15 protein-coding genes are annotated in these 18,000 nt (G+C 69.1%); 7 read left to right on the top strand and 8 right to left on the bottom strand.

Annotated elements, in window-relative coordinates; all coding sequences use genetic code 11:
- Window positions 1-29: 29 nt before the first annotated feature.
- On the bottom strand, window positions 30-1,100 hold the full coding sequence (locus LR394_RS09455; RefSeq protein WP_231440300.1) for a hypothetical protein: 1,071 nt from the start codon (window positions 1,098-1,100) through the stop codon (window positions 30-32).
- Entirely contained in the window at window positions 1,100-1,684 is a 585-nt protein-coding gene (locus LR394_RS09460) for an RNA polymerase sigma factor (protein ID WP_231440301.1), read from the bottom strand. The genes LR394_RS09455 and LR394_RS09460 overlap by 1 nt, the downstream gene beginning before the upstream one ends.
- Window positions 1,685-1,875: 191 nt before the next feature.
- Here LR394_RS09460 and LR394_RS09465 point away from each other — a divergent pair, with 191 nt between their 5' ends.
- The 3 genes from LR394_RS09465 to LR394_RS09475 all read left to right on the top strand — a co-directional run bounded on the left by LR394_RS09465 (window position 1,876) and on the right by LR394_RS09475 (window position 5,594).
- Window positions 1,876-4,011: a hypothetical protein gene (locus tag LR394_RS09465; RefSeq protein ID WP_231440302.1), complete on the top strand. Its 2,136-nt coding sequence runs from the start codon at window positions 1,876-1,878 to the stop codon at window positions 4,009-4,011.
- Between the two features lie 107 nt (window positions 4,012-4,118).
- Window positions 4,119-4,943, top strand: a complete 825-nt coding sequence (locus LR394_RS09470; RefSeq protein WP_231440303.1) for an SUKH-4 family immunity protein — start codon at window positions 4,119-4,121, stop codon at window positions 4,941-4,943.
- Between the two features lie 186 nt (window positions 4,944-5,129).
- Window positions 5,130-5,594 (top strand): VOC family protein, encoded by a 465-nt coding sequence (locus LR394_RS09475; protein ID WP_231440304.1) that lies wholly within the window; start codon window positions 5,130-5,132, stop codon window positions 5,592-5,594.
- A 110-nt stretch (window positions 5,595-5,704) separates the two neighbouring features.
- Here LR394_RS09475 and LR394_RS09480 read toward each other — a convergent pair whose 3' ends face one another.
- The gene (locus tag LR394_RS09480; RefSeq protein ID WP_231440305.1) at window positions 5,705-7,042 is read right to left on the bottom strand and encodes a cellulase family glycosylhydrolase; all 1,338 of its coding nucleotides are present in this window, start codon (window positions 7,040-7,042) and stop codon (window positions 5,705-5,707) included.
- 295 nt (window positions 7,043-7,337) lie between these two features.
- Window positions 7,338-8,372, bottom strand: a complete 1,035-nt coding sequence (locus tag LR394_RS09485) for a LacI family DNA-binding transcriptional regulator (protein WP_231440306.1) — start codon at window positions 8,370-8,372, stop codon at window positions 7,338-7,340.
- 188 nt (window positions 8,373-8,560) lie between these two features.
- Between LR394_RS09485 and LR394_RS09490 the strand changes: the two genes are divergently transcribed.
- The 4 genes from LR394_RS09490 (at window position 8,561) to LR394_RS09505 (ending at window position 15,036) form a co-directional block, all read left to right on the top strand.
- Window positions 8,561-10,078, top strand: coding sequence for a glycoside hydrolase family 43 protein (locus LR394_RS09490; protein ID WP_231440307.1), 1,518 nt, complete (start codon window positions 8,561-8,563; stop codon window positions 10,076-10,078).
- Between the two features lie 69 nt (window positions 10,079-10,147).
- Window positions 10,148-11,452 (top strand): MFS transporter, encoded by a 1,305-nt coding sequence (locus LR394_RS09495; RefSeq protein ID WP_231440308.1) that lies wholly within the window; start codon window positions 10,148-10,150, stop codon window positions 11,450-11,452.
- 33 nt (window positions 11,453-11,485) lie between these two features.
- A complete protein-coding gene (locus tag LR394_RS09500; RefSeq protein WP_231440309.1) occupies window positions 11,486-13,921 on the top strand; it encodes a glycoside hydrolase family 2 TIM barrel-domain containing protein in 2,436 nt (811 codons plus the stop codon).
- Window positions 13,922-14,022: 101 nt separating this feature from the next.
- On the top strand, window positions 14,023-15,036 hold the full coding sequence (locus tag LR394_RS09505) for an MsnO8 family LLM class oxidoreductase (protein ID WP_231440310.1): 1,014 nt from the start codon (window positions 14,023-14,025) through the stop codon (window positions 15,034-15,036).
- On the opposite strand, the gene LR394_RS09510 is transcribed toward LR394_RS09505, so the two are convergent.
- From LR394_RS09510 to LR394_RS09525, 4 genes are read right to left on the bottom strand one after another with little or no spacing between them, the layout of a single operon-like run.
- Window positions 15,025-15,420, bottom strand: coding sequence for a flavodoxin (locus LR394_RS09510; protein ID WP_231440311.1), 396 nt, complete (start codon window positions 15,418-15,420; stop codon window positions 15,025-15,027). The genes LR394_RS09505 and LR394_RS09510 overlap by 12 nt on opposite strands.
- Window positions 15,421-15,443: 23 nt before the next feature.
- A complete protein-coding gene (locus LR394_RS09515; protein WP_231440312.1) occupies window positions 15,444-15,680 on the bottom strand; it encodes a hypothetical protein in 237 nt (78 codons plus the stop codon).
- Window positions 15,677-17,086 carry an MFS transporter gene (locus LR394_RS09520; protein WP_231440313.1) on the bottom strand — a complete coding sequence of 470 codons (1,410 nt, stop codon included), beginning with the start codon at window positions 17,084-17,086 and terminating at the stop codon, window positions 15,677-15,679. Before LR394_RS09520 ends, LR394_RS09515 begins: the two co-directional genes overlap by 4 nt.
- 32 nt (window positions 17,087-17,118) lie before the next feature.
- Window positions 17,119-17,979 carry an aldo/keto reductase gene (locus LR394_RS09525; protein WP_231440314.1) on the bottom strand — a complete coding sequence of 287 codons (861 nt, stop codon included), beginning with the start codon at window positions 17,977-17,979 and terminating at the stop codon, window positions 17,119-17,121.
- Window positions 17,980-18,000: the final 21 nt, after the last annotated feature.

The following is an 18,000-nucleotide window of genomic DNA, read 5'->3' on the forward strand; positions in this document are numbered from 1 at the left end:
CCCGTCAACCCGCAGAGATGTTCTCGGGATCAGGCTTTCGCGGCGAGATCGGCGAGCGTCACCCGGGAGACCTTGTAGGTCGTGACCGATGTCGCATCGCCCGACTTCACGACGGAAGAAATCGGCATGGCGGTCTCGGCGTCCACCACGAGCTTCTGCGAGGAGTCGTCATCGAAGACGCTCATGCCGAAGTTCAGGGTGAGAGTGGCCCGGCCCTTGGTGGTGGTCTCCTCGACCGTGACGTCATGGATGGTCGAGAGCACCCGCAGGACTCCGGCCCGCACCTGCGGGTCACCGGCACCGGCGGTCAGGGCGTCGGTCGCGTTCATCCACACGCTGTTGTCCACGCTCGCCTCCAGCTCCTTGCCCTTGGGCGGCTCGGTCGGGCGTTCGTAGCCCTTGTAGTGCTCGGCCAGCGCGGGAGACTCCTTCAGCCGGGCCTCGAAATCAGCGCCGGCTTCGTCCCAGAGTCGCTGCTGTTCTTCCTCCGACTTGCCGAGGCCCCAGGGGTTCGGCGTGACGTTGGTCATCTCGATCCGGGATGCCTCCAGGTCACCGTCCACCGCGCCCCGGGCCGCCTTGACCCCCTTGGCGTTTGTGCCCTCGGAGACGTCGTCGTTCTGGGCCACCGCCTCCGGCAGGTCCGACCGCTTCACGCGGTAGTAGTAGGCGCCGTTGTCGGCGTACAGGTCGTAGCCGAACGAGTCCAGCTTGCCGTCGATCTTCTGGGTACGGGCGATCAGCGTCGCATCGCCCTCGTCCATCGGGTCCAGCGTCCTGACCTGCGTTGCCAGGGCGATCAGCTCGGACTCGATCACCGGCTGCCCGGCCTCCGCCGACGCCTGAGGGGTCGGCTCCACGGCGTCCGGGGACATCGCCGAGGCGATCACGAAGACCGCGACCGCACCGGCGGCCAGGGTCCCGAGGCCGGCGCCGAACCCGATGATCCCGCTCCGCCGCCTGGCGCGGGGGGCGCGGCTGGGCGTCGGCTCCGTGGTGCGGGCCATGTGCTCGCGCAGCCGGGCCCGCGCCTGGTCGTGCCCGTCGTGGTCGGGCCCTTCGGACAGCGCCCAGGTCAGCAGATCCATCTCGTCGGCCATCAGCGGCGCTCCTTCTGGGTGTTCGGAGAAATCGTGTGGAGGTCGGCCAGCAACGCCGCGACCTGGGGATTGGCGCGCAGGGTGTTGCGGGCCTGATGCAGCAATCGGCGGGCGGTACCGGCCGGGACGCCCAGGGCGCGGGCCGCGTCAGCAGCGGTCAGGTCCTGCCCGGCCACCAGCATCAGCACGTCTCGTTCGTCGGACCTGAGCTCGGTCAGGGCCTCCTGCAGAGCGGCGCGAACGGCGACCCGCATCTCGACGGCCGGCCAGGGATCCCACGGGCTGGGCAGATCGGTCAGGTCAGGGACGAGGTCCTCCGGCCGCTGAGCCCGGCGCAGCCTGCGCACCTGGTTCAGCGCGATGCCGTAGAGCCAGGGGCGGGCATCCGGATACGCACGGTCGTAGCTCGCCCTGGAGCTGAACGCCTGCACCCAGACCTCGCCCTGGACGTCGGGGGCAGCCTGCGCCCCGACCTGACGTACGAGGTAGCGGCCGATGGCGCGCTCGTGGCGAGTGATCATCTCGACGAACGCCTCGTCGTCACCGGCCAGGGACCGGACGATCAGATCAACGTCAGAGACCACGGAGCTCCTCGGCGCTGTCACGGTATTCACGACAGGTAATGCACATCTGGACGGCAAAGTGTTCAGGCGCGGTGGGCAGGCTCACGGATCGTCGCCGGGCACGCCGATCGCAGAGGCGTTCGTGATCCGCTGTCTCCACACGCCGTAAGCATGCGCAACCAGCGATTCCCTTTAGCCCTACTATGCGGCAGGTGATCCCCCGCCCGGACTCCGCCCAGCATGCGCCGCACGCCCCAAGTAAGGTCGGCCCCGCCGAACTCTCGAACGTGGCCCGGCAACTACGGCAGGACGACGAGTGGAAACAAGCGCTGTTCGGGCTGGAGTTGCGTCTGCTGCCGAACAACCAGGCCGCCATCCGGGAAGCCCTGCCCTACCTGGCTGAAGTGGCCCTGGATCCGGCCGCGCCGAGCCGGGTGCGGGTGCTGGGCCTGTTGCGGGACTGTGGCCGAGTGCTGGGGCAGGTACCGGCCGAGGTCGCCCGTACGCTGCTGCCGCTGGCCAATGACCCGGACCGGGACGTTCGCGGCGCTTTCTGGACCTGCACCTGGTTCTGGCCCGGCCCGGTGGTGAGCCAGACGCTGCTGGAGGCCTTCGCCAACGAGATGGACGGCAACGTCAGGCTTCCGCTGATCGAGGCGGCGGTCCACCAGAAGCTCGTCTCGCCCGGTACTCTGCAGCAGCTCGCCGAGGAGCCCGGCTACGAGGACGAAGTCTTCGCCGCGGCCTGGACCGCCCTGGCCATCGGCGTGCACATCCCGACGGCGTTCGAGCACCTGGTTCGCCTCTGGCCAACTTTCGCGCCGATCTATCCAGTGCCCGGTGAATCCTCGCTCAGCCTTCTCGTCGCCCAGGCAGGCGCCCGAGCGGTGCCGCTCCTGCGCGCCTTCACCACCACGTCCGAAAGACCGGTCAGCACAGCCGACCTCGTGCAGGCCTGGGGTCAGGTCGCCCACGCATCACGCCTTTCGACCCTGGAAACCATGGACGCTCTTGCCGGGCTTGCGCACGAAGGTGCAGTGGCCGAGTTGGCGACCGTGTTGTGGCAGGTCGTGCCGGTGGCCGGAGAACGCGGGCCGCAGCTGGCCGAAGCTGCCCTCAGGTGGCTTGACCCGGCGCCGCAGGACCACCGGGTCACCGAGCTTCTGGTCCGGTGCCTCTTCGCGCTGCAGGATCATCGTTGGGCTTCTGTCGCCCAGGACCTGGCCCAGACCGGCAGTCCGGTGACACTGTCTCTGGTCGGCCAGTGGGCGCTCATGCTGGTCCGCACCCCGGAAGTCCGAAAGCCGCTGCTCGGCGGTACACCCGGGCGCCCGGCACTTCCTCGTCCGGTGGCCTGGGCGCACGACGACCTGATTGCCGTAGCTCGATCTGCGATCGCGGTTCAGCCGTCGACCGCACCGGTCTGGGCCGACGTCCTGGTCCTGCTCGAGCCGTCGGACGAGGTGGTCGAGGTGCTGCTGGAGGCGCTGCGCGCGGCCCCGTCCACCGAAACCACCCGCGCACTGGCCGCACTCGCGGCGGGCGACCCCAGCGTCTTCAATTCTGCCGCCCGGACGACGATTGCCGAGCACCCTGCCCTCGAAGCAGAGGCGGGCGCCTGGCTGCTGTCCGCCCAGGCCCTGCTGTCCGGCGACGACGTGTTCGGCTCGGTCTGGGCTCTCGGAGCGGCCACCGACTCAGCTGCGGACCTGCTCGACCTCTGGGCCGGCCGGCCCTCCCCCGCCTACCGGCAAGCGTGCCGAACGCAGCTGGCCGGCGAAGTCGGTTCCTCCTACGTCCAGGATCTCGCTCACCTGGCTGCTGCTTCGGCCCTGATCCAGGCCGGCGAGTCCGCGGCCGCTTGGCCAACCATGCGGGCTCTGGTCGACGCCGCGGGATATCTCATGCCCGAGGCCGGAGTCCAGGCCGGCCGAATCGTCTCTCTCAACCCGGATCTTCGACCGGAGTGGCTGGCTCAGGCTCGGGACATCGCCCAGAACGGCAGGCCGACCAGTTCCGGTCGGCAAGACCCCGCGGCGCCGGCAACAGCGGTCGGATACTTGCTCGACGCAGCTGACCTCACCGCGGAAAAGGCCGCTCACCAGGAGCTGGCGCTCCTGCAGGATGCTGTCGCGGCTGGGAAGGCCGCGCTGGTGTTGCCGGTGGCCGCAGAGGTTCTGGGGCGGGCGATCTCCGCCCAACCCAATCTTCGCGAGGAGGTCGCCGAAGCTCTGGAGCCCTACCTGTCGGGCGATACCCGTCTGCTCGCCACGGCTGAACCACACTCCTGGGTCGCGATCGCCTGGGATGCCCATCTCACTGCTCTGCTGCGCGCCGCGCTGGAATAGCCAGCAGGCCCTCGCCCTGTGCAGTACCGCGAAACGGCAGTTGCCGTAGTCATTCCGGTTGCGGACGCCGTGATCGGTGCCTGGGCACACGCCGCTAGCCTGGTCTCGTGACTCCCGAACAGCTCTCGCGAACGTTCGCCCCGGTTCGCGAAGGCTACCTGCGCACCCCTTATCCGGGCCGCTGGATCCAGCCCGTGGACGGGCCGGACGGGCTGGTGCTGGTCGCCGAGGACGAGCCGATCAGCCGCTTGGTCGTGGACCCGGCAACCGGCAACGTCCTGCTGGTCGACGAGGCGAGTACCCGCGTCCTCGCCTCCGCCCCGGTCACCTTCCTCGCCTGCGCCGAGGCCTACTCGCAGGCACTGCGCGAGGCCGCAGACCTCGAACCGGACGACGAGGCGGCGCTGGAACGGATCGAGACGAACCTTCTGCGACGGTTCACCGAAGCGGGCGCCGACGACGTCTTCTGGCTCGTGGCCGCCGAAGAGATCGGTTTGGGGACGAGTGTGGCCACCGTGCCCGCTCCGCTCCCCGTGGCCACCGCAGCGCCCCTGGGCATCCTGCTCGCGCTGGGCGAGGACGAACTCCAGCGCCTGTTCACCGCCGAGCAGTGGAAGCGGTTGAGCACGCTCGCGCCGGTGCGGACGGTGCGAGCGCCACAGCTGATCCCTGCCGCCGTCGAGGCCGCCGCGACCATGGCCGGCCTGCGAGGTAAGCCTGCTGCCCGAACGTCTGTCCTGGTCGTCGAAGCCGACGCAGAGCTGACCGAGGCGACGTGGGCTGCCCTGCCCGAGCTACGAGTGCTCGCCGTTCTCGGGTCCGAGCGGCCCGGCGCGCCAGCCGGGGTCCAAGTGGTGAGGCTCGGGCGGGAGGCTACGGGGCACGAGGTGATCCTGGCGCTGGAGGCTACAACGAGGGCTGCGGCTCAGTAACCAGACCCCAGCCGCACTGCACTGACAGCGGCAGCACCGCGCTCATTCCAAGAAAGCACCAGGGGTAGAGGACAGAAGCTGACCTCTACCCCTGGGATCGTTCTTCTCATCAACGGCGAGCCGCCGCCCCTGGGCAGAAGGCCCTGGGCACCGTCCAGCCCATCGAATCACCGGAGAAGAACCGTCATGAGCCTCACCACCACCACGCACCTGAACTTCACCGGCCAGGCGCGGGCCGCCCTGGAGTTCTACCAGTCCGTCTTCGGCGGTCACCTCACCATCGCCACCTACGCTGACTTCGGGATGCCGAAAGACGCACCGGGCGCCGACGGAGTCGTCTTCGGATCGGTGGTCGCCGACAACGGATTCCGGGTCATGGCCTACGACATCCCCGGCCGTGCGCCCGCCCCGGCCGGGTCCGCGGAGGTCACCACCCGCCGCGAGAACGGCACGACCATCACCAGCGAGCCCTTCTTCCTGGCGGTCGAAGGCGCATCGCTGGAAGAGGTCGAGACGCACTGGGCCCAGCTGGCCGTGGACGCCACCGTCATCGAGCCCCTGGCCGCCTCGGCGTGGTCGGCCGGGTTCGGCATGCTGGCCGACCGTTTCGACGTCACCTGGACCTTCAGCGTCGCCCGCCCCCAGGCCTGAGCGAACCCGTTGCCCCCACAGGGCGGTGGCTGTCCGGAACCTCGGACACCCACCGCCCGAAAGACTTTCGAGGCCCTAGCCAGGCCTGCCGTTGCCCAGCGCTGCCGCGCTCACGAGGCCGAGCACGAAGCCACCGACACCCCGCCGGCCGAGCCAGATCCCTGGAAGCCGAACTCGGTGCTGGCTCCTGCTGCCAGGTTTCCGTTCCAGGACGCGTTGGCGACCTTGTCACCGCCGCTGAGGCTTCCGTTCCAGGCACTGGTGATGGAGGTTCCCGAAGGCAGGGACAGGGTCACCGACCATGTCGTGACCGCGGCCGATCCCGCCGTGACCTTGACCGACCCGGTGAACCCGCTGCCCCAGGAACTGCTGGTGGAGTAGAGCGCAGTACATGCACCAGCCGGGGAAGTCGGCGTCGGATCGGGCGTGCTGCTCGGGGTCACGGTCGGAGTGGGAGTCGGGCCACCGTAGATGCTGGCGGTCTTGGCCGTGGACTTGATGCCGTTGGCTCCGCTGAAGATCCGGGTACCCCACGGAGTGAAGGCGGTCGGCCCGAAATTGGTCACCATGTCGAGGTATTCGACTCCGCCGCCGTTGCCGGACCACGACCAGCCGTAGTAGCCGATCCCCAGGCGGGTGGTCTCGGCCATGATCGTGTCCTCGTCCGGGTCGCCGTCCGAGTGCAGGTTCCCGAACTCGCCCACGATGATCGGCAGATTCTTGCTGGTGAAGGCAGCCAGGTAGCCCTTGACCTCGTTCGCGGTGTCGAACACGCCGTACATGTGCACCGAGAAGACGGTGTTGGCGTCCGGGTCTGCGGCGAACACCGCGGCGGCGTTGTCGCGCATCGTGAAGGACCAGTCCTGGCCCCAGTTCGGCGCGTCGACGATGATCTGGTTACGGATCCCGTTCGAGCGCAGTTTCTTGATCGCGGCCGAGGTCTCCGAAGCCCAGTTGCTCACGTTGCTGCCGTTGCCGAACGGCTCGTTACCGATGTTGACCTGGATGTAGTCCTCCTGGCCGGCCAGGGCCGACTTGACGCTGATCCAGTAGTCGGCGGCCGCGTCGAGCGTCGAGGCCGCGGCCTCCTCGCCGTAACCGGTGGTGTCGTGCACCTCGAGCATGCAGATCAGCTGGTTCGCCTTGCACTGGCTGACGATCGAGCTGACCTCGTTGGTGCTGGTCCGGGTCCAGCGGACGCCGTTGCTGAGCACCACGCGCAGGGCGTTCGCCCCCGCCGCTCTGACCGCGGGAACGGTCGTCGCGGTCTGGGAGGCGTACCAGGTGTGCGGGTGACTGACCCCGCGCGCCACGAACGGGGCACCGTTCTTCTCGACGATCTTGCTGCCGGAGACGTGCAGGCCGGGTGGGGTGGCCGCCTGGGCCGCCGGTACGGCGTCGAGCAGGAAGGCCAGCACAGCGGCCAGTGCGACAGCGGTGAGAACCATCCAGGATCGGGTGGTCCTGCTCGTCCTTGCGATCTGTGTCAGCAACTCCGACATCTCCTTTGGTGGCGAAGGCGCAGGGCTCAGGTCGGGAGCGTCCTCTCGGAAAGTGCGATTGCAGGTCGACGTCGACCCTAGAACGGGGACGAGAACCTGAACAAGAAATGCTGCGGCCCGATGAAGACCCCGCAGATACGCGGCCAAAGGTGTAGCCGATATCTGAAAATCTTTCATGGACAGGCCTTCGCGAACTGCTGAGCCGCTGATCGGCGCCTTCCACACCAACCCCGGCCGGGTTTTACGGTGGTGGCGCGCTGGTCTCCCGCACCACCAGAGAGGTGGAGAGCTGGACGTGGTTGGCCACCGGTGGGATGCCCTCGCTCATCCGCAGCAGGGTGGCCAGGGCCACCTGGCCGACCTCCGCGAGCGGTGTGTGCACGCTGGTGAGCTGGGCCGGCGCGGGCAGGGTGGCGTAGGTGTCGTCGTAGCCCACCACGCTCACGTCCTGCGGGACGCGGCGGCCGGAGCGCACCAGTTCACGCACGAGCATCAGGGCGCCGGGGTCGCTGGAGGCGAAGAAGGCGGTGGGTGGGTCGGGCAGTTGCAGCATGCGCAGGGCGGGTTCGGCGGCCACGGCCATCCCCTCTTCGGACACGAGGGCCGGATCCTCGCTGATACCAGCGGCTTCCAGCGCCGCCCGGTAGCCGGCCCGGCGTTCGCGCAGCCCGGCGTGGGTGCTCGAGCCGCCGACGAAGCCGATGCGGCGGTGCCCGAGCGAGAGCAGGTGTTCGGTGGCCTGCACCCCGCCGCCCCAGGTGTTCGACCCGACGCTGACCACGCTCTGGTCCAGTGCGTCGACCGGGTCGATGGCCAGGACCGGGAAGCTGAGTTCGGAGCAGACCCGGAGCAGGTCGCGGGAGAGCTGGGTGGTGACCACGAGCAGGCCAGCGTGCCCGCGCCGGTGCAGGTCGCGGATCCGCTCGGGCTCCAGTGGGCGCCCCGGGCCGGGACTGAGCGGCGACGTCACCAGGGGGACGATCTCGACGTCCTGGTTCTGCGCTTCGGCGACCAGACCGTCCAGCATTTTCAGGGCGTACAGGTTGACCAGGGTGTCGAAGAGGACGACCACCGATCGCGGACGGCCCGAATCCGCCTCGATGCGATGGGTGGTGGGCGCGTACTGCAGGTCGCGCAGGGCTTCGCGGACCCGCTTGCGGGTGGCCTCGGAGACTCCCGGGCGGTCGTTGAGCACCTTGGAGACGGTGGCCTTGGAGACGCCGGTGGTCGCCGCCACGGAGTCGAGCGTGGCGCGCTCGTGCGGACTGCGGGGCACCTGATCCTTCTTTCCTGGTGAACGGGTTCAGGCTACCAATCACGAAACTGTTTCGCGCAGCTTCACAGGACTTTCTCCCTTGCTTCGCCCATCGGCCACTCTTACAGTCAGCTTGTCCGGCGAAACATGCGAAACAGTTTCGCGACAGCGGAATGTAGCAAGGCAATGCAGTGCAAAGGAGCCTGGCCGTGCAGCACGCCTCCAGTGGCGCCCCGTATCCCAACCCGCTTCTGCCGGGTTTCAACCCGGACCCCAGCGTGGTCCGTGTCGAGGGCACGTACTACATCGTCACCTCGACCTTCGAGTACCTGCCCGGTCTGCCGGTCTACCGCAGCACCGACTTCACCGAGTGGGAGCAGATCGGCAACATCGGCGTCCGGCCGCAGCAACTGCAGCTGACCGACGTCCCCACCGGCACCGGGGTCTGGGCCCCGACCATCCGTCACCGCGACGGCGTGTTCTACGTCATCGTCACCGTCCCCCGCGGCCGCGGCTGCGTGGTGTTCACCGCCACCGACCCGGCCGGCCCGTGGAGCGAGGGCACCGTGCTCGAGGGCCTCAACGGCATCGACCCGGACCTGGCCTGGGACCAGGACGGCACCGCCTACGTCACCTTCTCCGGGCTGCTGCTGGAGGGCCCGGATCTGGGCAAGCACCTCGGGATCCAGCAGGTGCGGGTCGACCTCGAGACCGGCAAGCTGCTCGAGGAACCGCGCTCGATCTGGTCCGGCAGCGGGCTGATGTTCCCCGAGGCGCCGCACCTGTATCGGCGCGGGCAGTATTGGTATCTGCTGATCGCCGAGGGCGGCACCGAGCGTGGCCATGGCGTGTCGATCGCCCGCGGCCCCTCCCCCGAGGGGCCGTTCGAGCCGTGCCCGGCCAACCCGTTCCTGACCGCGCGCAGCACCACCCGGCCGATCCAGAACACCGGCCACGGCGATCTGATCGAGGGCCCGGACGGGCAGACGCTGCTGGTCCTGCTCGGGGTGCGCCCAGGTGGCGGCACCCGGGCCTTCTCCCCGCTGGGCCGGGAAACCTTTGTCACCCGGGTGGAATGGGTGGACGACTGGCCGGTCGCCGAGCCGGTGCAACTGGCCACCCGCCCCTCGATCAGCGACACGGTGAGCTTCGACAACGCTCTGGATCACCGCTGGCTCGCGGTACGGCGGCTGCCGCAGGAGATCGCCGCGGTCGCTGACGGCGAGCTGCGGATCACGGCCGACGGATCAACGATGGACGATCTGCGCCCGGCTTTCGTGGGACGGCGGCAGCTGACGATCGCGGTCGAGTCCCGCACCACGGCCGACGTCTCGAACGGCACCGGCGGTCTGGCCGTGCGCTACGACGAGGACCACCACTACGAGATCGAGGCCACCACCCTAGGCGGGAGCACCCAGGTGGTGGCCCGGGCCACCATCCCCGGCCTGCGCCAGGAATGGCGGGGAGAACTCCCGGCCGGCCCGGTCACCCTGCACCTGGACGCCCGGCGGCCCTCCAGCGCCGAGTTCGGCACGGAAATGATGACCAGCGACCACGTGGAGCTGTGGGCCGAGGCCGACGGTCAGGAAGTGCGCCTGGCCCGGGTCGACGGCCGGTACCTGTCGGCCGAGACCGCTGCCTCGTTCACCGGCCGGGTGATCGGCCTGTACGCCACCGAAGGCACCGTCAGCTTCCGCGGCTTCGAGGCTTCCGGCTCCGATTCCTGAACTTCCCCAACCGGTTCCGGCGGCCTGCCGCCGGAACCACTCTTCCACGGATAACCAAAGAAGGTTGCCATGAGTGCCATTCCGGCGGTTCCCCAGGAACCCGAAGCTCTGAAGATCCCGGACGACATCGCCCCGGACACCCGGACCGTCCCCTCCCGCACCACGCTCGTCCGCTTCGGCGCCGGTTTCCTGTTCTTCGGCATCTGCTGGGCCATCGGCCTGGCCATGGTTGCCAATGTACTTCTCCCCCAGCGACTCACCGACATCGGCGTGTCCTCCCCCGACGCCTGGTTCGGCACCATCAACTCGGTGACCGCGGTGGTCTCCCTGGTCGCCAACCTGGTGTTCGGCAACCTCTCCGACCGCAGCCGTTCGCGCTTCGGCCGGCGCAGCCCCTGGCTGCTGTTCGGCGGCCTGATCGGCGGGGTCTCGCTGTTCGCGGTCGGCGTGCTGAGCAGCCCGGTCGCGATCATGGTCATGTACTGCGTCACCATGGTCGGCCTGAACATGATGCTCGCCCCGGCCCTGGCCGTGATCGCCGACCGGGTCCCGGCCGGCGTGCGCGGCACCATGTCGGCGTTCTTCGGCGGTGGCGCCACCATCGGCTACCCGCTCGGCGCCCTGGTCGGCGCGGCCTTCATCACCCAAACCCTCTCCGGATTCACCCTGGGGGCCGTCCTGATGGGGCTGGCCGGCGTCCTCACTTTGCTCGTCTGGCCCCGTGAGCGCTCCGCCGCGGACGCCCCCGCGGTCGCCGGTGGCCTGAAGGATCTGCTGGCCTCGTTCCGGCCACCCGCTCCCAAGAGCGCGCCGGACTTCTACAAGGCGTTCGTGGGCCGGCTGTTCATGCTGATCAGCTACCAGATGATCGCGGCCTACCAGTTGTACATCGTGCAGAACTACGTCGGGCAGTCGAAGGTGGAGTCGGCCGCCACGATCTCCACCATGTCGCTGATCACCCTGGTGGTCGGCCTGATCGCCTCGCTCGGCTCCGGCCCGGTCTCCGACCGGATCGGGCGCCGCAAGGTTCCCGCCGTGGCCGCGGCCGGCCTGTTCGCCGTCGGGGTGGCGATGCCGTGGATCTTCCCGTCCACCACCGGCATGTTCCTGTACGCCGCGATCGCCGGGTTCGGCTACGGCGTCTTCGGGGCCGTGGACCAGGCGATCAACGTGGACGTGCTGCCCAGCCCGGAGGAAGCGGGCAAGGACCTGGGCGTGCTCAACCTGGCCACTACGCTCGGGCAGACCATCGGCCCGATCATCACCTCCACGGTGGCGGTCTCCACCGGCTCCTACGGCCTGATCTTCCCGATCTCGATCGCGATGGCCTTCCTCGGGGCGATCGCCATCCTGCGGATCGACTCGATCCGCTGATCCACCCGTTCGATCCAGAAAGCGAGCACTCCCGTGGCTGTCATCCCTTTCAACACCGGGTGGACCTACCGGCGGCCGATGGGACCGTTCGCCGCGGTCGGTGAACCGGCTCCGGAAAAGCCGGTTCACCTGCCGCACGACGCCCTGCGCGACGAGCAGCGCCACGCCGACGCCCCGGCCAAGGGGGCACAGGCCTACTACCCGCACGGTGCCTTTACTTACTTGAAGACGTTTGTGGTCCCCGCGGAATGGGAGGGCCAGATCGTTCGGCTGGAGATCGAGGGCGCCTACCGGCGCGCGCAGGTCTTTCTCAACGACGAGTTCGCCGGTAACCGGGCCGACGGCTACGCGAGGTTCTTCGTGGATCTCACGCCGTACCTGAAGTTCGGCGCCGAGAACGTGCTGCGGATCGAGACCCGGGCCGGTGAGGACTCGCGCTGGTACTCCGGCGCCGGGCTGCACCGGCCGATCCGGCTGCACCTCGACCGGCCGGTGCACGTCGGGCCGGACGGCGTGCAGATCGACACCGTGCGGATCGAGCCCGACCAGGCCGTCGTGGAGGTGCGCACCCAGGTACTCAACGCCGGGATCAACACCCGCACCACCCGCGTCCATACGCAGATCTTCGCTCCTGACGGCGCTGTGCTCGACCAGCTCGGCACCCCCTCGACCCTGGCCGGCGGCGAGCAGGCCGTTGTCCGGCAGCGCTTCTACCTGCCCGAGCCCGCCCTCTGGTCTCCCGGCTCCCCGGCCCTGCACCGGGCTCAGGTCGTCCTTGACGACGAAGATGCGCCAAGCGACGTCTCGTTCGGGATCCGGACCGTCACCGTGGACCCGCGAAAAGGCCTGCGGATCAACGGCGAACCAGTGCTGCTGCGCGGGGCGTGCATCCACAGCGACAATGGGCCGCTCGGCGCCGCAGCGGTGGGCCGGGCCGACGAACGCCGGATCGAACTGCTCCAGGCCGCCGGGTTCAACGCCGTCCGGGCCGCGCACAACCCGCTGTCCAAAGCCACCCTGGATGCCTGCGACCGGCTCGGCATGCTGGTCATGGACGAGGCTTTCGACATGTGGACGCGGTTCAAGACCCCCTACGACTACGCCGCCGAGTTCCCGCAGTGGCACCTGGAGGACCTCTCGGCGCTGGTGGCCAAGGACCGTAACCACCCCAGCGTGATCATGTACTCGATCGGCAACGAGATCATCGAGACCGGTACCCCGCACGGAGCCCGCTGGGCCCGCCGACTGGCCGAACACGTCCGTACGCTCGATCCCACCCGGCCGGTCACCAACGGCGTGAACGCCCTGCTCGCGATCATCGACGAAATGCCCGCAGCGCTGGAGGAAGTGGGCGGCGGCCTGAACGAGCTGATGGCCGGCGGCGACTTCTTCAGCTCGATCAGCACCAGCCGGATCGCCTCGGACCGGATCGAGGAGTCCAGCGCCGCCCTGGACGTGCTGGGCCTGAACTACGCCGAGGGCCGCTACGCGCCCGATGCCCAGGCCTACCCGCACCGGGTGATCGTCGGCTCGGAGACCTTCCCCTCGCAGATCGGCCGGCTGTGGCCGATGATCGTCCAGAACCCGAACGTGATCGGCGATTTCACCTGGACCGGCTGGGACTACCTGGGTGAGGTGGGGATCGGCTCCACCGCCTACGACGGTGAACCCACCAGCCTGGAGCGGGAGTTCCCGTTCCTGACCGCCTGGTCCGGCGACCTGGACATCACCGGCTGGCGGCGTCCGGTGTCGTACTACCGCGAGATCGTTTTCGGGCTGCGGTCCGAGCCGTACATCGCGGTGCAGCGCCCGGCCCACCACGGCCGCACCATCACCCACCAGTCACCCTGGGCCTGGAGCGATGCGGTTTCCTCCTGGAGCTGGCCCGGTTTCGAGGACCGACCGGTGGTGGTCGAGGTGTACGCCGATGCTGACGAAGTGGCTCTGCTGCTCGACGGGACCGAGATCGGGCGGGCGCCGGTGGGCACGACGCGCCCCTACCAGGCCGACATCCCCGCGGTGTACCGTCCGGGCGAACTCGTGGCGGTTGCCTACCGGAATGGTTCCGAAGCTGGGCGAACCTGCCTGAGCACAGCCGGAACGCCGCAGTTGCAGGTCACCTCCGACCGCTCACACCTGAAGGCCGACGATCACGACCTGGCCTTCCTGACCATCGAACTACGAGACGAGAACGGCATCCTGGTTCCGGCCGATGATCGTGAGGTCACGGTTGCGGTGTCCGGTTCGGGTGTGCTGGCCGGCCTGTGCAGTGCACAGCCCCGAACAGAGGAGCGCTTCGACTCCGGATCCTGGCGCACTTTCGACGGGCGGGCCCTGGCCGTCGTCCGGCCGACCGCGACCGGGAGTGTTTCCGTCGTGGTCACCTCGGCCGGGCTGCCCGAGGTGACCGTTGTTCTCCAGGTGGGGCCGGCGAGGGATGGCGCATGGCCGGAACATGTCCGGGTCTGAGGTTCCAGGGCACGGAATGACGACGCAGTTCGCCGGGTTCAGGATCTCTAGGCGGCCCCCAGGCCGTTGGATTCCGCTCGAGGTGAGGAGATGCCAGGTCGATGCTCGGGCTGTCCCTGCTGGATCGCTCCCGCACCCGCGCCGGGTACGCCGAGGGCGACGCACTCGTCCACTCGGTCGAGCGCGCGCAGAGGGCCGAGCAGTCCGGATACCGACGGTTCTGGGTAGCCGAGCACCACGCGGTACCCGGGATCGCCTCCGGAGCACCGGGCGTGCTCCTGGCCGCGATCGGGGCCCGGACCAGCACGATCCGGATCGGATCGGGCGGCGTCATGCTGCCCAACCATCAGCCGCTGGTCGTCGCCGAGCAGTGGCTGATGCTGGCCGCACTCTTTCCTGGCCGGGTCGATCTGGGCCTGGGCCGCTCGCTGGGATTCACCGCCCCCGTGCGCCGTGCTCTGCGGCAGGAAGCCGGCACCGACACCTTCGCGGCCGACATCACCGAGACGCTCGCCTACCTACGCGGCACCGCCGACATCACGGCCCACCCGATCGCCCGGGAACCGATCCCCGTCTTCGTCCTGGCCACCGGCGCCGGGATCGGCATCGCCGCGTCCCTCGGGCTGCCCGTCGTGATCGGCGGACCGATCCTGGCCAGCCCCGAACTGGAGACCCTGCTCGCGTCCTACCGGAGCCAATTCCGCGGCGACGCAGGCCCATCCATCATCATCTCCAGTGAAGTCCTGATCGCCGACACCCAGGAACAAGCCCGCGAACTGGCTCTGCCGGAGGCCTGGGCAATGGCCCGCTCGCGACAGACCGGCCTGTTCCCGGCCCTGGAACCCGTCTCCGCGATCAGGTCTCAGCCGATGAGCGGGCGGCTGGCCGAGCGGGTGGAATCTCACCGGACCGGAATGATCTGGGGAACCCGGCGGTCCGTGGCCGAGCAGCTCGAGCAACTGGCCGAGCGCACCGGCGCTCACGAGCTCCTGGCCTCCGGCGCAACCTTCGACCGGGACGCCCTGCACGCCTCGGACGCCGAACTCGCCTCTCTGTTGGTACCCGCATCGGCTGCCTCGGGAAGGCCGGCTCGACCGGGGATCTCAACGCAGTAGCCCGATGCCGGTGAGCCAGTCCTCGACCTCTCCAGCCGCGTCGGCCACCGTCTCGCCCCGCACGGCCAGACCGTCATTGACCTGCGCACCGGGCAGCGCCTCCCGGTAGTCGGAGTCGATCCCGCTCATCCCGCTGACGGCATAGGTGACGAACGGGAAGATCGACCTCCCGTCCAGGCCGACGCTCTCGATGAAGGTCTGCATGATCATCGGCGCCCGCGTTCCCCAGACCGGGCTGCCGATCAGCACGGCGTCGTACCCGCTGACCTCGGGCAGCGCCTCGGCGATCTCCGGCCGGGCATCCTCGTCCTGTTCCTGGGAGTTGCGTTGCACCGTGGGCTCGTACGCCTCGGGATAGGGATCAGCGGCCTCGATCCGGTACACGTCGCACTCGATGCGCTCAGTGATCAGGTTGGCCAGGACCTCGGTGTTGCCGACCTCGAGAACCCTTCGGCCGCCGTTGTAGTAGTTCTCCCCGGCTCGGGAAAGTACACGAGCAGGACGTTCACACCGGCCGTCGCCGTAGTCGGGCTCGTGGTTGCCTGGGCTTGCGGCGACTCGTCGCTGGAGCAGGCGGAGGCGGTCAGGGCGGCGCCGGCCAGACCGGCCTGCAGCAGCAGCCGTCGGGGCAGGGAGGAGGTCATGCCGACGCTCCTTCGGTGGTAGGGCGATTTCGGGGCTTGGTGCGCAGAGCGAGGCTGAGAACGGCAGCGGCAGCGACCATTACGGCGACGGCGCTGAGGCTGATGCGCAGACCGGCCAGGAAGGTGGACGCCGAGCCGATGACGGCACCGATGACCGCCACCCCGAGCGAGCCTCCGACCTGCCGGGCCGTGTTGAGCACACCGCTGGCCGTTCCGGCCTGCGCGGCCGGGACCGCATCGAGAATCAGGGAAGTCAGGGGTGGAACGGTCGCCGCACCACCCACGCCGACGGGAACCATCAGGGCCGCCACGGCCCAGACCGGAAGGTCTGCTGGTGCTGCGGCCAGGCCTGCCAGCCCCGCCGCCATCAGCAGCTGACCGCCGATGATCGGCACGTGCGGTCCGTAGCGCCTCGCGAGCCGGGCCGCGGCCGGGTTCAGGATGGCCACCAGGGCGGTCATCGGCAGGAACAGCAGCCCGGTCTGCAGGGGCGATGCGCCGCGCTGTTGCTGGAAGTACAGGGACTGCACGAACACGACCCCATAGAAGCCGGCCATCCCGACGAATCCCACCACCAGGGCGATGGCGACGGAACGAGACCGGAACACCTCCGGCGCCACCATCGGATGAGTGCCCCGGGCCTGGGCGAGGGCGAACCCAGCGAACCCGATCAGCAGGAGCAGGGCGGAAGAGATGATCGGCGGGCTGGTGTACCCGAGCTCGGCGCCCTCGATGATGGTGAAGGTCAGCCCGGTCAGGGCCAGGATCGCGCAGACCTGGCCGACGGGGTCGAACGGATGGGCCCGCTGTTCGGACGGCGCCACCCGGGTGAGCAGGAACAGGCCCAGCAGACCGACCGGCAGGTTGATGTGGAAGATCAGCCGCCAGTCCAGGCCGGTCAGGAGGCCGCCCAGCACCGGGCCAGCCGCTGCGGCGACCGAACCTCCCAGCGCCCAGTACGCGATCGCCCGGGACCGGGCGTCGGCCTCGTGATAGGCCTCCCGGATCAGGGCCAGAGCGGTCGGCGTGATCAGCGCCGCGCCGACTCCCTGCGCCACTCTCGCCCCGATCAGCAGGCCGAGGCCGGGCGCAAAGCCGCAGGCGGCCGAGGCCAGCACGAACACCAGCAGTCCGAACCCGTAGGAGCGCCTGGCCCCGATCCGGTCCGACAGCGTCCCAGCGAACAGCAGCAAGGCAGAGAAGGCCAGCGTGTACCCGGTCACCACCCACTGCAGACCGGACAGGCCGCCACCGAGATCCCGGCCGATCTCCGGCAGGGCCAGGTTGACGATCTGGGCATCCAGCGAGACGACGAAGAAACCGAGCATCGCCACCGCGAGCGCTGCACCCCGTCGGCCGGCGCTCACGGTTGCCTGCGGGCGTTCCTGGATGGCGTCTTTCCGCACGTCTCTTCCCGCCAGGTGTTCGAGGTCGGAGCTCACTCGTGGATACGCCGCGAACCCAGAGCGCTGACCATGGCCGGATCGCGATGGTCGAAGAACAGCGAGGCCCCGGTGTCCAGCGCCGCGATGCGGATCAGCTCATCGGCCGAGAGGGTGAAACCGAAGATGTCGAGGTTCTCGGCCATCCGCTCGGGGCGCACCGACTTAGGGATGACGACGATGCCCCGCTGGGTCAGCCAACGCAGCACCACCTGGCCGACCGAGCGGCCGTGCTCGGCCGCGATGTCACTCAGGACCGGGTCGGTGAACAGGTTGTTGCGGCCCTCGGCGAACCCGCCCCAGGACTGGTGCTGTACACCCAGCCCGGCCATCACGTCCTGATCGGTCTGACGCTGGAAGTAGGGGTGCGTCTCGATCTGGTTGACGGCCGGGGTGAAGCCGGTGCGCTCGGCCAGGTCGACCAGCCGGTCGGAGTGGAAGTTCGAGACCCCGGCCGAGCGCACCCGTCCTTCCTCGGTGAGCGAGCGCAGAGTCCGCCAGGAACCGTAGTAGTCGCCGTACGGCTGATGGATCAGGTACAAGTCGACGTAATCCAGGCCCAGGCGCTGCAGCGAGGCGTCGACCGCGGCCCGGGTCGGCTCCTCGCCGGCGTCCTGGACCCACAGCTTGGTGGTGACGAAGAGGTCGTCACGGGCGATGCCGCTGGCGGCGATGGCCCGGCCGACCGCCTCCTCGTTGCCGTAGGAGGCTGCGGTGTCGAGGTGCCGGTACCCGGCGGCGAGCGCCTCGCTGACCGCCTTCTCGGTCTGCTCGGCGGGAATCTGGAACACGCCGAAGCCGACGATCGGCATCTGCTGGCCGTTGTTGAGCTTTACGGCCGGAATCGTGACGGACATGGTGAACCTTCGCGTTTCGGG

It is taken from the genome of Kineosporia babensis (genome assembly GCF_021129305.1).
In the GTDB taxonomy this organism is placed as follows: Bacteria; Actinomycetota; Actinomycetes; order Actinomycetales; family Kineosporiaceae; genus Kineosporia; species Kineosporia babensis.